The 15772-nt window shown below is 48.1% G+C and carries 12 protein-coding genes; 2 read left to right on the plus strand and 10 right to left on the minus strand.

Annotated features, from left to right (window positions below; translation table 11 throughout):
- Positions 1-219: 219 nt before the first annotated feature.
- From spoIVA to GKG41_RS22590, 7 genes are all read right to left on the minus strand, one after another.
- Positions 220-1689, minus strand: a complete 1470-nt coding sequence (spoIVA, locus tag GKG41_RS22560) for a stage IV sporulation protein A (protein ID WP_154262919.1) — start codon at positions 1687-1689, stop codon at positions 220-222.
- 93 nt (positions 1690-1782) lie between these two features.
- Positions 1783-3516: an NADH-dependent [FeFe] hydrogenase, group A6 gene (locus GKG41_RS22565; protein WP_154262928.1), complete on the minus strand. Its 1734-nt coding sequence runs from the start codon at positions 3514-3516 to the stop codon at positions 1783-1785.
- A complete protein-coding gene (locus GKG41_RS22570) occupies positions 3510-5342 on the minus strand; it encodes an NAD(P)-binding protein (RefSeq protein WP_154262939.1) in 1833 nt (610 codons plus the stop codon). Before GKG41_RS22570 ends, GKG41_RS22565 begins: the two co-directional genes overlap by 7 nt.
- A gap of 196 nt (positions 5343-5538) precedes the next feature.
- The gene (locus GKG41_RS22575; RefSeq protein ID WP_154262942.1) at positions 5539-7227 is read right to left on the minus strand and encodes a [FeFe] hydrogenase, group A; all 1689 of its coding nucleotides are present in this window, start codon (positions 7225-7227) and stop codon (positions 5539-5541) included.
- 11 nt (positions 7228-7238) lie between these two features.
- Positions 7239-9110 (minus strand): NADH-ubiquinone oxidoreductase-F iron-sulfur binding region domain-containing protein, encoded by a 1872-nt coding sequence (locus GKG41_RS22580; RefSeq protein ID WP_154262944.1) that lies wholly within the window; start codon positions 9108-9110, stop codon positions 7239-7241.
- Complete coding sequence (locus GKG41_RS22585; protein WP_154262948.1) at positions 9107-9586, minus strand: NAD(P)H-dependent oxidoreductase subunit E; 480 nt, start codon at positions 9584-9586, stop codon at positions 9107-9109. Before GKG41_RS22585 ends, GKG41_RS22580 begins: the two co-directional genes overlap by 4 nt.
- Positions 9587-9931: 345 nt before the next feature.
- Positions 9932-11446, minus strand: coding sequence for a 4Fe-4S dicluster domain-containing protein (locus tag GKG41_RS22590; protein WP_154262950.1), 1515 nt, complete (start codon positions 11444-11446; stop codon positions 9932-9934).
- Between the two features lie 243 nt (positions 11447-11689).
- Between GKG41_RS22590 and GKG41_RS22595 the strand changes: the two genes are divergently transcribed.
- Together GKG41_RS22595 and GKG41_RS22600 are read left to right on the plus strand one after the other, a co-directional pair.
- Positions 11690-13174 carry a putative DNA modification/repair radical SAM protein gene (locus GKG41_RS22595; protein WP_154262953.1) on the plus strand — a complete coding sequence of 495 codons (1485 nt, stop codon included), beginning with the start codon at positions 11690-11692 and terminating at the stop codon, positions 13172-13174.
- Positions 13175-13197: 23 nt separating this feature from the next.
- Positions 13198-13962: a TIGR03915 family putative DNA repair protein gene (locus GKG41_RS22600; protein ID WP_154262956.1), complete on the plus strand. Its 765-nt coding sequence runs from the start codon at positions 13198-13200 to the stop codon at positions 13960-13962.
- 63 nt (positions 13963-14025) lie between these two features.
- On the opposite strand, the gene GKG41_RS22605 is transcribed toward GKG41_RS22600, so the two are convergent.
- The 3 genes from GKG41_RS22605 to GKG41_RS22615 all read right to left on the minus strand — a co-directional run.
- Complete coding sequence (locus tag GKG41_RS22605; protein ID WP_154262959.1) at positions 14026-14877, minus strand: bifunctional 5,10-methylenetetrahydrofolate dehydrogenase/5,10-methenyltetrahydrofolate cyclohydrolase; 852 nt, start codon at positions 14875-14877, stop codon at positions 14026-14028.
- Between the two features lie 15 nt (positions 14878-14892).
- Positions 14893-15522: a cyclodeaminase/cyclohydrolase family protein gene (locus GKG41_RS22610; protein WP_154262962.1), complete on the minus strand. Its 630-nt coding sequence runs from the start codon at positions 15520-15522 to the stop codon at positions 14893-14895.
- Positions 15523-15634: 112 nt separating this feature from the next.
- On the minus strand, positions 15635-15772 hold a 138-nt coding region (locus GKG41_RS22615; RefSeq protein WP_154262964.1), incomplete at its 5' end, for a formate--tetrahydrofolate ligase.

The raw sequence follows: 15772 nt of genomic DNA on the forward strand, positions 1-15772 counted from the left end.
AAGAGCCTGTTTAAAAAGTGACATTTTCTAAAGTTAATATAGCCTATAAAAAGTGACATTTTCTAAAGTTATTGACATCGGAAGGAACTGGAGGCCAGTGCCCCGAAAACGCAAAAAATGATGGCTGTATGCAATACATAATTTATGTATTGCATACAGCCACCCATTTTTCTAAAATCAATGATTCAGCTCTGTAAGCCAGGACTTGTTACTGCCTGGTCAGATAATAATGCAAACCATGCCGCCTTTGCTGTCATTTACAATTTTCTGCATAGTATCCTGGAGTTTTACCTGACTTTCGTCGCTGATCTGTACGAGCTTTGTGTGGATTCCGTCTTCTACCAGCTGCTCAATGGATTTTCCAAAGATATTTGTCTGCCAGATGCTTTCCTGGCGCTGTTCCCCGGCTTTGATATAAGCAATCAGATCTTTTGCCTGTTCCTCGCTTCCCACAATAGGAGCAATCTCCGTTTCAATGTTTGCTTTTATCATATGAATGGACGGACTCGAAGATTTTATTTTAACTCCGTATTTATTGCCCTGCTTAATGACAACGGGTTCTTCCAGTACAATTTCACTGCGATCCGGAGTCACCACGCCGTACCCTTTCCCCCTCACAGAAGAGATGGCATCCTGAACTTTAATGTACTCTTCGTGCATTTTGGAAAGCTCTTTCATGGTGTGAATCAGCTGGTATTCGTCAGAAATGTTTACCCCAGTCATTTCGCTCAATATCTCGTAATAGTATTTTTCATCCATTTCCAGATGTACCTTTACCTTGCCTGTGGCAAGATCTACCTGATCAATAACAGCTTTATTAATGTAGGAAGAAGCCATCTGGAGATTATCCTTCGAGATATCTCTGACATACTTCACCTTTCCCAGCAATTCCTTAATATTAGCAATCAGGTCAGACTTCAGATAGTGGCTGGGAGGCAGCATCTCCACCCATTTAGGTATGTAGAATTCCAGCTGTACCACCGGAAATTCATAGAGTACCTTTTCCAGAATCCTTACAATATCATCTTTTCTTAATTGTTCGCAGTTGACACTAATCACCGAGGCATTGTATTTTTTCTGCAGAGACTGTACCAGCTGCACGGTCTCTTCTTTATATGGCTTTTGAGAGTTTACCAGCACCAGAAATGGTTTCCCCTGTTTTTTTAACTCCTGGATTGTCTTTTCTTCACTGTCTATGTAATTGTTTCTGGGGATTTCACCGAAGGAACCGTCACAGGTAACCACAAGACCTATGCTGGAATGTTCCTGAATCACCTTTTGGGTCCCTACCTCTGCCGCCTGGTGGAAGGGAATCTCATAGCTGAACCAGGGTGTTTTGACCATGCGTTCTTTTTCCTCTTCCATATTTCCGGTTGCTTCCGGAACCATATAGCCCACACAGTCTATCAGTCGTATCTTTGCTTTCACATCATCACTCAGTGTGACTTCTGTTGCCTCTTTGGGAATGAATTTCGGCTCTACGGTGGTGATCAGCTTTCCTGAACCGCTCAAGGGCAGCTGATCTCTTACCTCTGCCTGCTGATCCTCCGGCATATTCGGCAGGGCAACCAGTTCCATAAAGCGGCGGATGAAAGTAGATTTCCCGGTACGCACCGGGCCTACTACGCCGATGTAGATCTCCCCTTTTGTGCGGGCTTGTATATCTTTATACACATTATATGTATCCATTCAAAATACCCCCTTGTTATACTGATACAGTATATGCAAGGGGGTACTCTTTCTATGACACTATTTTAAACCAAATTGCCCGCCGGGCTGAGTTTACTTCTCTCCAGGCATCTTCCAGGCGTGGTGGTCTGTGTGCAGCAGTTCATGGGAACGGTGTGACAAAGGTCTCTGCAGATAACATTCGTAGCACTTCTGAACCGATGGATTTTCGTGTGAAAATCTAAGATCACTCACCTTATCCAGGCCGTAGAGATTATCGGCACGGACGCCGGCCAATTCTTCTCCATCTTTAATTGGCTGGCCGCCTCCGCCGGAGCAGCCGCCGGGACATGCCATGATTTCCACAAAATCATACTGTACTTTGCCTTTCTGCAGAGCACGGAGCAGCTTTCTGGTATTGCCCAGACCGCTGGCCACAGCAACCTTAAGCGGAGTTCCGGCCAGGTCAAAGGTGGCTTCCTTCCAGCCGTCCATTCCTCTCACCTCTTTAAAGGCATCGGGATCGGGATTCGTCTTTGTCACAAGGTAATAAGCGCTCCTAAGAGCAGCCTCCATAACGCCTCCGGTAGCCCCGAAGATTACACCCGCACCTGAGCCCACGCCCAGAGGCATGTCAAACTCTTCCTCCTCCAGGTTTGCCGCAACGATATGTTCCGCACGGATAAGACGGTCTACCTCTCTTGTGGTTAATACAACGTCGACATCCTGGCCTGCTCCCGCATCATTCATATTAGGCAGAGCACATTCATGCTTCTTGGCCAGGCAGGGCATGATAGATACGGAGAAGATCTTTTCCGGATCAACGCCCAAAAGATCTGCATAATAGCTCTTGGCCATTGCGCCGAACATTTGCTGAGGTGACTTTGCGGAGGACAGCTGATCTACCATATCCGGAAACTGGGATTTTGCAAAGCGCACCCATCCGGGACAACAGGAAGTAAACATTGGGAATTTTTCTTTCTCTTTATTTTCCAGACGTTTCAGGAATTCACTGCCTTCTTCCATTATCGTAAGGTCAGCCGAAAAGTTCGTGTCAAATATATAGTCAAATCCCATCCTTCTCAGAGCGGAAACCAGGCGTTTCACCGTGGCGAATTCCCGTTCCAGCCCCAGACTTTCTCCCCAGGCGGCACGGACTGCAGGTGCAATCTGTACTACTGTTATTTTATCCGGATCAGCCAGCGCATCAAATACAACATCTGTATCATCCCGTTCTCTAAGAGCGCCTACCGGGCAGTGAGTGATACACTGACCGCAGAGTGCACAGTCAGAAGCTTCCAGCTTGCGGTTTCCGGAAACATCTACGGTTGTGCGCGAACCTGTATTTGCCAGGTCCCAGATGCCAAGGCTCTGCACCTTATCGCAGATCTGAATGCATCGCATACACTTAATACATTTCTTATAATTGCGGTACAGCGGAAAATCTTTTGTAGATTTGCTGTGGGGAAGCTGTGTTTCATAGGGAACATCCAGAATTCCCAGGTCATTGGATATTTTCTGAAGGTTGCAGTTTCCGCTTCTCACACAGGTGGGACAGTTTCCTTCATGCTGGGACAGAATCAACTTCACATTTGTCTTTCTTGTCTCCCTTACCTTAGGGCTGTTTGTATATACTGCCATCCCCTCTTCCACAACATTATTGCAGGAAGTAACCAGCTTTTCTTTTCCTTCTATTTCTACCACACAGACACGGCAGGCACCAATTTCATTGATTTCCTTCAGATAACAAAGGGTGGGGACAGGAATGCCGGCAGCCGCTGCTGCGTCAAGAATGGTAGTGCCTTCCGGCACTTCTACTACCTGATGGTCTATCGTCAGTTTTACCATTTGTCAATCCTCCCTCCTTTAAATACGCCGAATCCAAAGTGATCACAGCGCAGACACCGCTTGGATTCCTGACAGGCCTCCTCATGGGTCATACCGCACTCAATGAGTTCAAAATCATCCTTCCGTTCAGCGGCATCTCTTTCCTTCATATTTACCCGGCCGCAGGCGGGTCTGTCATCCAGGCGGATCTTCGGAATCTCCACATCGGTGGTAATCTTATGGTTGTAGCCCAGATACTCGTCAATGTTGGCGGCAGCCACCTTGCCCGCTGCGATTGCCCGGATCACCGTTGCCGGCCCGGTTACACAGTCTCCGCCGGCAAAGACACCGGGGATATCCTTGATACCGCTCCAGCTGAGGGCCTCAATTACGCCCCGCTTCACGGGGATTCCGTAAGCCTCAAAGGATTTAGATTCAATACCCTGGCCTATGGCCACCATAACGGTATCACATTCCAGACGCACTTTCGGAGCATCTGCCGCTTTTGGAGTGGGACGTCCGCCCCTCACCTCACCGATAATCTGAGGCTGTGCCCAGAGTGCGGCCACCTTTCCTTCCTCATCCTTCTCAATATGCGTAGGCGCCATAAGTTCCATCACTTCACAGCCCTCCGCAATGGCACCCTGTACTTCCTCGGGCATAGCCGTCATATCAGGAATCCTTCTCCTGTATACAATACGGACCCTGTCAGCCCCCAGACGCACCGCTGAGCGGGCCACATCCATTGCCACATTGCCTCCGCCGATTACAACAATATCCTTTCCAGTAAAGTCTGGAACCTCATTGTCTCCAATGCTTCTCAGAAGCTCTACCGCGGAGATTACCCCGTCCGCGTCTTCTCCCTCAATCCCAATCTTTTTATCAATATGGGCACCGATCGCTATGTAAACGGCATGGAACTGGTTGCGGATATCAACAATATTGGGGTTCTCACCAATGGTTACCTCTGTCTCTACCTTCACCCCGATAGACAGCAGGGTCTCAATCTCCTTATCCAGTACAGTTCTGGGCAGCCGGTAATTGGGAATTCCATACCGGAGCATGCCTCCCAGCTGCTTTCTCTGTTCAAAGATTGTAACCTCATGCCCCATCAGCGCCAGGTAATAGGCAGCACTGATGCCGCCAGGCCCGCCGCCGATCACGGCAACTCTTTTGCCCGTCTTAGGCGCAGGTGCGGGAAGCGGAACATCTCCTGCATGATCTACCGCATATCTCTTGAGTCCCCGGATATTGATGGCGTCGTCAATCATGTTGCGGCGGCATCTTGCCTCACAGGGGTGTTCACAGATCAGGGCACATACAGAGGGCATAGGATTGTCTTTGCGGATCAGGGAAACTGCATCTGCATACCTTCCTTCTGCAACCAGAGCAACATAACCGGGAATATCAACGCCTGCGGGACACAGTGCTACACAGGGTACCGGCTGATTCAGCTCGCAGGTACACCTGCCCCTTAATACGTGCTCTTCAAAATCTTCTCTGAATCCATTAATACTTTTCAGCACCATATTGGCTGCCTCGTATCCGATGGCACAGTCAGCGGAGTAATAAATGCCTCTGGCCGTCTTTTCGATTAAATCAATGGTTTCCAGGGTAGCATTTCCCTCCAATACATCCTCCATTAAACATTGCAACTGTCCTAATCCTACACGGCAGGGAACACATTTTCCACAGGTTTGCGCGTGACAGACCTTTAGAAAAGATACCGCTAAATCGACAGGACAAAGTCCCGGAGGACTGGCTACAATTCTTCGCTCCAGATCTTTGTAGAGTTCTTCTACTGTTGTCTGAGCTTTGTTTTGTGTAATTATACTCAGTCTACTCATGAGTACCTCCTTTCCAATCTCTTTCTGCTTTTTTTAACGCTTTGGGAAACTAGTTCCCTTTATTAAAACAGTTGCTCAGTGACTTCCCATTTCACCAGCCTGCTGTTTCCGGAATGTTAATTTTTTGACATATATTTTGTAAAAACAGGGCCAGCCGAAGCAGGCGAGCCCCATCTTTATACGTCTACACTGGTGTCTATGATTCCTGGTTATGTAATAACTGATGTACTTTGCCTTTTAATAATCCATCATACAGAGGAGCAATCAAAGGATTCTCGTCTGATTTCTTTATAATTGTTACATTGTCCGCATTATACAGCCCTTTTTCTCTGGCCGCTTTTGTGCGGTCGCCGGCTCTTGGCGGCTGTCCGCCTCCCATGATACAGCCCCTGCGGCAGGCCATTACTTCTATCAAATGGTAGTTGGCCTCCCCATTTCTAACCCGCTCCATTACGGTCCTGGCATTGGCCAGCCCGCTGACGATGCAGATATTAAGCTGTGTATCATTGTAGGGCAATGTAACCTCTTTGATTCCCTCACTGCCTCTTACCCCGCATTCAGAGATGGCATCCAGCTCTACTTTGCTGTGTCCCTCTGTCATTCGGCGCAGAACCGCCTCTGTAACACCGCCGGTCACACCGAATATCATGCCTCCGCCTGAGCTGAAGCCAAACGGCATATCACAGGCTTCGGGATCCAGCGTCTCAAATTCAATGCCGGAATTGCGGATCATACGGATTAATTCTGTGGTAGTGATCACTATATCAGTATCCTGTTTGCCTCTTGTAAAGCTGTTGGGACGGATTGCCTCCATCTTTTTCGCAGTACACGGCATAACAGAGACTACAATTGTTTTCTTTCCGCCGGAATTTTTAGGACTCCGGTAATATTCTTTGATTACAGCTGAAAACATTCCCTGGGGGGAGCGGCAGCTTGATATATTTTCAACAAATTCCGGATACTGGTCATGCACAAACTTTACCCACGCCGGGCAGCAGGAGGTAAGAAGCGGCAGATTCTCATTCTGCTCCAGTCTCTCCAGGAATTCTTCTGATTCCTCCATCACAGTAAGGTCGGCACTGAAGGCAGTGTCGTATACCTCATCAAATCCCATTCTGTGGAGAACATTCACAATTTTGCCCATCACGCTTCTGCCTTTTGTAAGACCGAAGGAATCTCCCACTGCCACTCTGACCGCCGGAGCAATCTGGGCAACTACCCTTGTATCCTTATCCGCCAGGGCGTCCCACACCTCATCCATATGCGTTTTAATGGAGATGGCACCGGTAGGACAATATACGCGGCACTGTCCGCAGTTTACACAGTCCGTTTCCGCCAGTGGTTTGTCAAAGGCCGGCATAACCATAGCCTCCGTGCCCCGGAAGGCAAATCCGAGTGCGCCGATTCCCTGAATCTCCTCACAAGCTCTCACACAGTCTCCGCAGAGAATACATTTGTTGGGGTCTCTTACGATAGATGGAGAACTGGTATCCAGAGGACGAATCTCCCTGGTATTCTCAAACCGGACGTTGGTAACGCCCATTCTGTGAGCCAGTTCCTGGAGTACACACTCCCCGCTCTTCACACAGGTCGTACAGTCTCTGCAGTGTGCTGCCAGCAGGAGTTCCACAATTAACTTTCTATATTTTTTGATCTTTCCTGTATTCGTATAGATTACCATTCCATCCCTTGGCTCTTCGGAACAGGATGCAAAGGTTCTGCCCCGGTCATCCTCTACTGTGCATAAGCGACAGGCACCAAAAGTAGATACTTCTGAATGGTAGCACAGGGTTGGCAGGGAGATACCCGCTTTCCTGATTACAGAAAGAACATTCCTTTCATCGGTAAATTCCACTTTTCTACCGTCAATCATCATATATCCCATGTCAAATCCTCCTATGCTTCAATATATACTGCATCAAATGCACAGTTATCCTTGCAGGCACCACACTTAATACAGAGATCGTTGTTGATGGTATACGCTTCCTTTAACTTACCTGTAATTGCCCCAACCGGACAGTTCTTCGCACATTTGCTGCATCCCTTGCAGAATTCAGGATTGATTTTAAAAGAGCGGAGAGCCTCACAGGTTTTGGATACACATTTCTTTTCCACAATATGCTCCACGTATTCGTCACGGAAGGTCCGCAGGGTACTTAATACCGGCAGAGGCGCGCTCTTGCCCAGACCGCAGAGAGCCATGCTCCGCACCATCTCAGCCAGCTCCTCCAGCTGATCCAGATCTTCCAGTTTTCCTTCTCCCTTTACAATCCGTTCCAGAATCTCCAGCATTCGCTTGGTTCCCTCACGGCAGGGAACACACTTACCGCAGGATTCTCTCTGAGTAAAGCTCATAAAGAACCTGGCGACCTCTACCATACAGGTATGCTCATCCATAACAACAAGACCGCCGGATCCTACAATTGCATCATATTTCTTTACAGAGTCAAAGTCCAGGCCAACATCCAGGTGCGGGGTGATCAGACATCCGCCGGAAGGTCCGCCGATCTGTACAGCCTTGAACTCTCCGCCGCCTTTGATTCCGCCGCCGATATCGTAGATAATCTCCCGGAGAGTAGTTCCCATAGGAACTTCCAGCAGTCCGGTATTCTCAATAGCTCCTGTAATAGAGAATGTCTTGGTTCCCGGGCTGCCTTCGGAGCCAATGCTGCGGAACCACTCAACCCCTTTGAGTATAATGTTCGGAACATTGGCAAATGTCTCCACATTATTCAGTACGGTAGGCTTTTCCCACAGTCCCTTCTCCACGGTTCTCGGAGGCTTCACACGGGGCATTCCCCTGTTTCCTTCAATAGACGCCGTCAGCGCACTTCCCTCGCCGCATACAAAAGCCCCGGCGCCCCGGTTAATATGAAGATGGAAAGAGAAATCACTTCCCATAATTTTATCCCCAAGCAGATGATACTCTTCCGCCTGAGCGATGGCCATCTTCAGACGGGCTACGGAAAGAGGATACTCCGCACGTACATATATGTAACCTTCCTGGGCACTTACTGCATACGCTGCAATGATCATACCCTCAATCATCTTGAAGGGATCGCCTTCCATTACACTTCCGTCCATAAATGCTCCGGGGTCTCCCTCGTCGCCGTTGCAGACTACGTAGCGTACTTTTTCCGGCTGCCTGGCTACCTGCTTCCACTTTCTGCCCGCAGGAAATCCGCCGCCGCCCCGTCCGCGGAGACCTGACTGGTCCACAACCTCCACCACTTCATCCGGTTTCATATCAAAAATAGCCTTCGCCAGCGCTTTGAAACCGCCGGAGGCAATGTATTCATCTATAGATTCTGCGTCTATATTTCCGCAGTTCTCCAATACAACTCTTGTCTGTTTTGCAATAAAGGGGATCTCCTTGGGTTTTGCAAAAGCCTTTTCACCCTTGTGATAGAACAAACGTTCAACCGGTTCACCCTTTAGTACGGTGCGTTCAAAGATCTCCCGGCAGTCCTCAAGCTGTACCTTCACATACTGATAGTGATAAGGTTCAATCCTGAGCAGGGGACCTAACTCACAAATGCCCTGACATCCGGTCTTTACAACACCAATGTGAGGAACATCCTTTTCCATCTCAACAGTTACACCCTCCAGATCTGCGCAGAGCTTTTTCATCTCATCGTAAATCTTCTGAGAACCAGTGGCAATACATCCGGTTCCGGCACATACTAAAATTCTGCAGTTGTAGGATTTGATCTCTTCAGATGCAGCTTTTCTCTGCTTTTCCAATTCTTTTCTGCTATTGATAATCATAAGCCTTCACCTCTCAGTTCTTCCACTAAAGCCAATGCTTTTTCAGGAGTCATATTAGGATGCACTTCATCATTCACAGTCAAGGTAGGAGCCAGTCCGCAGGCACCCAGACAGGATACTGTTTCAACAGTAAAAAGCATATCATCTGTGGTGTGCTTCTTCTGGCTTAAACCCAATTCTTTAAACAAAGCTTCCAAAATAGGTGTGGATTTGCGGACATGGCATGCAGTTCCGTCACATACTTTGATTATGTACCTGCCTTTCGGCTCAAAGGAAAAATTCTCATAGAAGGTCGCTACACTGTATGCCTTTGCTTCCTTCACTCCAATCTCTTTTGCCACGTAAGTAAGTAATTCCCCTGGCAGGTACCGGTATTCCCCCTGGATGTCCTGCATAATAGGAATGAGCGAACTGGCTTTTCGTCCATAATGTTCGATGAACTCATCTGTCTTGGTGTAATAAGACTGATCTAGCATTTGTTTTCCTCCTTAAATTTGGTGTTCTGCCCAATAATAAAAGAGCTATGTGCTGCCGCACCCCTAAAAATTATGTATAAATTGCACATGCCCTAAAAAGTATTATACCTTATTGCCAACTTTTTCACAACGAATTTTGATAAATTTTATTAACAATTTGTCCCCTCCGGCTGCTGTTCACACGCGCTTATCCCCGGAACCGTTTTTTGCAGCAGCAACCTGAACCAGTCATGGTCTGTGCAAAGTTTTTATCGCATTTTTGTGCACCCCCCGGCATGTGGGCAGACACCAAAAAGGACTGTTCTGCCTCGGTTGAAACAGTACAGTCCTCTTTTTTTTATGACTTTATTTTAGTTCAATTTCAAACAAATCCTTTTCCGGTATCTCCCTGGGAGAAGCCTTCACAAACTCTTCTACCTGCCTGGCCGCCTTTTCCACCTGGATATTGGTACCTGCACCTGCCACACATCCGCCGGGACATCCCATCCCCTCTATCAGACAGCCGTCAAGCTTTCCCGCTTTGGCCAGGTTCAGAATCTTTCTGCACTCAGCCAGTCCCTCCGCATGCTTAATATTCACCTGAATATCCGGATAATAAGCTTCCAGACACTTTTCAATCGCCTGTGCCACGCCACCGGCCACTGCATATCCCCGTCCGGCGCCCGTTGCATCGCCGTCTTCAAAAGAGGAGGCGTCCTGCGGATAGTCTTCCACCTGAATATCCCTGGCCAAAAACATACCGGCCAGTTCCTCAAAGGTGATCACAAAATCCACATCACTTCTCACCGCTTTTCTGGATGCTTCCAGCTTTTTCGATGCGCAGGGTCCGATAAATACAACCCTGGCATTGGGATGTTCCTTTTTTATGCTTCTTGCAGTAGCTACCATAGGAGTCAGCTCCTGGGAAATTTTGTCTATCATATCAGGAAAATATTTCTTTGCCAGAACGGACCAGGACGGACAGCAGGAAGTCAGCAGGAAGGGAAGCTCTCCTGTTGATACCTTTTCCGCATAGTGGTGGGCTTCACTGGCTGCCCCTATGTCAGCCCCTGCAGCCACCTCGTATACTTCCTGGAATCCCAGATCCTTTAAGGCCTGTTTCAGCATCCCCGGGGTAACATCCGGACCAAACTGTCCGATAAACGCAGGGGCAAGCTCCGCAATGATCTCCTCATTCTCTCTTAAGGCCTTGGCCAGCTGATAAATCTGAGATTTGTCTGAGATAGCCCCAAAGGGGCAGCTGACCATGCACATACCGCAGGAGACGCATTTATCTGTCTGGATGCTGGCTCTCCCCTGTTCGTCGCTTCCGATGGCATTCACCCCACAGGCACGTGCGCAGGGACGCTCCTTCCTGGATATGGCATCATAGGGGCATTTCGCTTTGCATTTCCCGCATTTAATACACTTTTCCTGATCGATATACGCTTTTTGATTTACTCTGCTTATGGCATCTTTGGGGCACACCTCCATACAGGGATGGGCAATACAGCCTCTGCACATATTGCTTACCTCATATTTTTTCGGCTCGCAGGCATCACAGGCAGATGGTATCACCTGCATTAGCGGCGGTTCATAATATTTCTCATCTATATTGCTCTCTTCAATCCCCTGGGTCAGATGTACCCATCGATTCTCCGGGCGCAGCGCCATCCCCATAGCCAGCCGGATTCTCTCACTGACAACCGCCCTTTCCCGGTAAATACTTTCCCGGTACTGGGGTTTCTCTGTCACAATTTTATAAGGAATAGCCTCAATGTCATCGTTCAATGACTCCGCGCTGGATTCAAATCCCAGCCTTGCAATCTCAGTAAATACTTTTCTTCTCAGCTTTGTTACAGGTGTTTCCAGTCCTCTCATAATAGTCCTCCTCTGATGCAGCCGTGTTTTCGCCAGGGGACATAGGTGCCCCGGGTATACGATATCATTCGCTTATACTATAGTATAGGAAGTATGCAAAATCAACCTTTCAGCTTGTTCTTTATTACATGCAATTTTTTCATCGCAAACATTTGTTCGAATTTATATTGCTTCTTTGTGTATATTATGGTATAATTTTATAAGAACATACGTTTGTATCTATTATCTTACAGGAGAGCCATTATGAATACAGCAAATCAACTTACACTTCAGGATAAATTAACTGTTTTGGCAGATGCCGCCAAGTATGATGTGGCCTGCACCTCCAGCGGAGTTGACCGCCGGGGACAGAAGGGAAGTCTTGGGAACTCCTGCGCGGCAGGAATCTGCCATAGCTTTGCGTCGGACGGAAGATGCATTTCCCTTCTAAAGGTTCTTCAAAGCAATGAGTGTATATATGACTGCAAATACTGCCCCAACCGGGCGTCTAATGACAAAGTGCGTGCCACCTTTACGCCGGAGGAACTCTGTACCTTAACCATAGAATTTTATAAAAGGAACTATATTGAGGGCTTATTTCTGAGTTCCGGTGTATGCAAGAACCCAACCTATACCATGGAGCTGATGTACCGCACACTTCTGCTTCTCCGCACCAGTTATCACTTTAACGGTTATGTGCATGTAAAAGCCATCCCCGGCGCCTCCCCGGAACTGCTTCTCCAAACCGGATACCTGGCAGACCGCATGAGTGTCAATATGGAGCTTCCTACCCGGGAGAGCCTGAAGGCACTGGCCCCCAACAAATCCTTTTCCGGAATTCTAAAGCCAATGGAGCAGATACAATCCGGCATCACCGGCTACCGCCTGCAGATAGGAAAAGATCCCCGCATGGAACGAAGCTTCTCCAACCGGTATCTGAGCAATACTATCTTTCAGTCCGGACCTTCCCCAAGACTTGAAACAGCCGTCCCTCCCTCGGTATCCCTGCCCGCGGGCGTGCGGCCGGTTCACCATACCGGGAACAAACCAGCTCCCTTTGTACCTGCAGGACAGAGTACACAGATGATCATCGGCGCAACCCCGGAGAATGACTTCCAGCTTCTTACTACTACCCAGCATCTGTATCAGCAGTATGACCTGAAAAGAGTATTTTTCTCCGCCTATGTGCCGCTCAACGAAGATTCCTGTCTGCCGTCTCTAAGTACTGCACCGCCTCTTCTCAGGGAACACAGGCTTTATCAGGCAGACTGGCTTCTCCGCTACTATGGTTTCCACGCCGAAGATCTGCTGAGCATTGAAAAACCCAACTTTAATATTCTTCTGGACCCCAAGTGTGACTGGGCCCTTCGCCATCTCGAGCTTTTCCCCATGGAGATCAACCGGGCCTCCTACGAAAATCTGCTTAAGATACCAGGGATAGGGATGAAATCAGCTTCCCGGATTGTCCAGTCCAGACGCCAGGGACTGCTGGATTTTGAGCATTTGAAACGAATGGGAATTGTGTTAAAGCGGGCAAAATATTTTATCACCTGCAAAGGGCGGATGATGTACCGCATTCCCATACAGGAAGACTTCCTTACCCGGCAGCTTACCGGAGAGGACGCCCGGACAAACTGGGAGATCGAGCATCCTCAAACTTACCGTCAGCTATCTCTTTTTGACGATATGAATCTTACGGTTTCCCCGACTGTTGAGGATGCGGCGAAAAGTCTCAGCGGTCAATTATAGAATTTATTGTAAGGAGCTGCTCTATGATTATATTTACCTGCAAGGATATATTCGAAGATATGATGACCTGCATCTATGATGCATGGGCAGAGGCCAATGCCATCGGACACAGCAGTGTGCGCCTTATGACAGAGCCTGCCGGAGATATGGAACTGTTCTGTGAATACAGACACGTAAACCCGGATCCCGAAAAAGTTCAGAAGGTCATACGCACAATACGGAAAAAGCTAAACTGGGAGGCTTATCAGCTGGTCTACAAATCAGCCATGTCCTTTGAAGCCAATAAACTGGACGCTATATATCGTTTTCTGATTCTCGGATTTGCCGCCGGTCCGCCGGTTCTTCAAATGCTGCAGGCGCCTCAGGTGATGACGGTTTTTGAACTGAGCAGAAAAGTCACCAATGAGGCCCACTTATTTCGGGAATTTCTCCGCTTTGAGCGCATGGATCAGGAAGTATTGATGGCCCGCATCTCACCCAAATGCAATATACTCACGATCCTGGGGCCCCAGTTTTCCGATCGCATGCCCTCTGAAAACTGGATGATTATTGATGACACCAGGAATCTGGCTGCCGTACACCCGGCAGACGGGGAATACTACCTCACCCCGCTTGGTCAGGAAGATCTGGAACAACTGAATGCCCACAGAGAGACCACAGATCTTTATGTTGCCCTGTGGAAATCTTTTTTCCGTACTATAGGGATACAGGAACGAAAAAATTATCAGTGCCAGAGAACCATGATGCCTCTCTGGTACCGCAAACACATGACAGAGTTTCTGCCCTAGGGGAATTCTATAAAGCAAAAAAGAACCTGGAAGGCCAGATTCTTTTTTGCTTCTCTATTCTGCTTACTCCTGAGTTCTCTTCGCAGCTTCTACCACATGGCCCACTAAGACAGAAGTGGTGACACTTCCCACTCCTCCCGGAACGGGAGTGATAGCTTCAACAACAGGTTCTGCCTTCGCGTAGTCAACATCTCCGCAAAGCTTCCCTTCTTCATTTACATTGATTCCCACATCCACTACAATCTGTCCCGGAGACAGATATCTGTCGTCTACAACTCCGGCCCGTCCGGCGGCTACGATTACCAGCTCTGCTTCCTTAACCACAGACGGCATATCTACCGTTCTGGTATGGCAGATGGTTACTGTGGCGTGCCTCTGAAGAAGCATCATAGCAGCCGGTTTTCCCACAACAAGGCTTCTGCCCACAACCACTGCCTTTTTGCCTTTGCAGTCGATTCCATAGTGATCTAAGATTTCCATACAAGCCTGAGGAGTACAGGGAGGGAAGCCCTGCTTTGTTCCTGCGAATACCCCTACCATAGATCCGTCGGTAATACCATCCACATCCTTTTCTGGCTTCAGGGCTTTAATAACAGCCGCTTCGTCCAGATGCTTCGGCAGAGGACGGAAGATAAGAATACCGTGAATCTTATCATCATTATTTACTTTGTCAAGTGTTGCCATTAACTCTTCCTGAGTTACATCAGCGGGAAGAAGGAATTTTTCATACTCGACACCGAGTGTTTCGCAGCGCTTCGTAGCTCCTCTCTCATAGGAGACGTCGTCAGGTCTTTCACCTACACGGATGATCCCCAATTTAGGCTGAATTCCTTTTTCTGCTAATCCTGCCACATCAGCCTTGATCCTCTCATTTAATGCTGCGGTTACTTCTTTTCCCAGTAATTGCTTTGCCATGTTTCTTCCCCTTTCCTATTTCAGTCTGCCAAGTACGCTCGCAAAAATTTCATCCGCTTTTTTCGGATAAACATCCAGCATATGATCTGCCTTTTTATTCAACTCTTCTGCATACTCTCTATTTTTCATAGACTTTGTGTTGATGTATACATTTAAGCTGGCACCTTCCAGAGCAGCTTTGCAGAAGGCTGCGCCTACACCGGCATCACTGATTGCCAGGGCAGAACCCTTTGCTGCAAACTCTGCAATAATGTCAATTGCCTCACAGCACTTTTCCATAATTTCCATCGGTACGGAGCATGCATCTTTTAAAACAATCTCCATCACTCTGGCCTTCTCAGCCTTTTCTTCTTCTGTCTCTCTCGGCATACCATAGGCCTTTGACAGGGGCTCGAAAACCTCCGCATCTTTTTCTACCAGTGTAAGCAAGTCTGCCTGCAGCTTATCGCATTTTGCCTTCAGCTCATACATCTCTTCTTCCACATCCGCATATTTCTTTTTGCCTACAGTCAAGCTTCCCACCATATTTCCAAGGGCAGTTCCGATGGCGCCCACCAGAGCAGAAGCACCGCCGCCGCCCGGCACAGGTGCCTTTGATGCTAATACTTCTACAAATTCATTACAAGGTACTGTTGAAAATCCCATGTTGTCCTCCTTAATGGTATGTAATATTTTTTAGGACGGAGAAAAAGTTCCTCCGCCCCGCTGAAACACGCAACTATGTGTAGAGTTCACAGTTTTCGTGTTATTACTACAGTTAGAATAATCCGGAAATCTTACCTGTCTCATCTACATCAATCTTCTCTGCCGCCGGTACCTTCGGAAGTCCTGGCATGGTCATGATGTCCCCGGATAATGCTACGATGAATCCTGCGCCTGCAGAAATCTTCAGGTT

The organism is Lactonifactor sp. BIOML-A5 (genome assembly GCF_009677585.1).
GTDB lineage: Bacteria > Bacillota > Clostridia > Lachnospirales > Lachnospiraceae > Lactonifactor.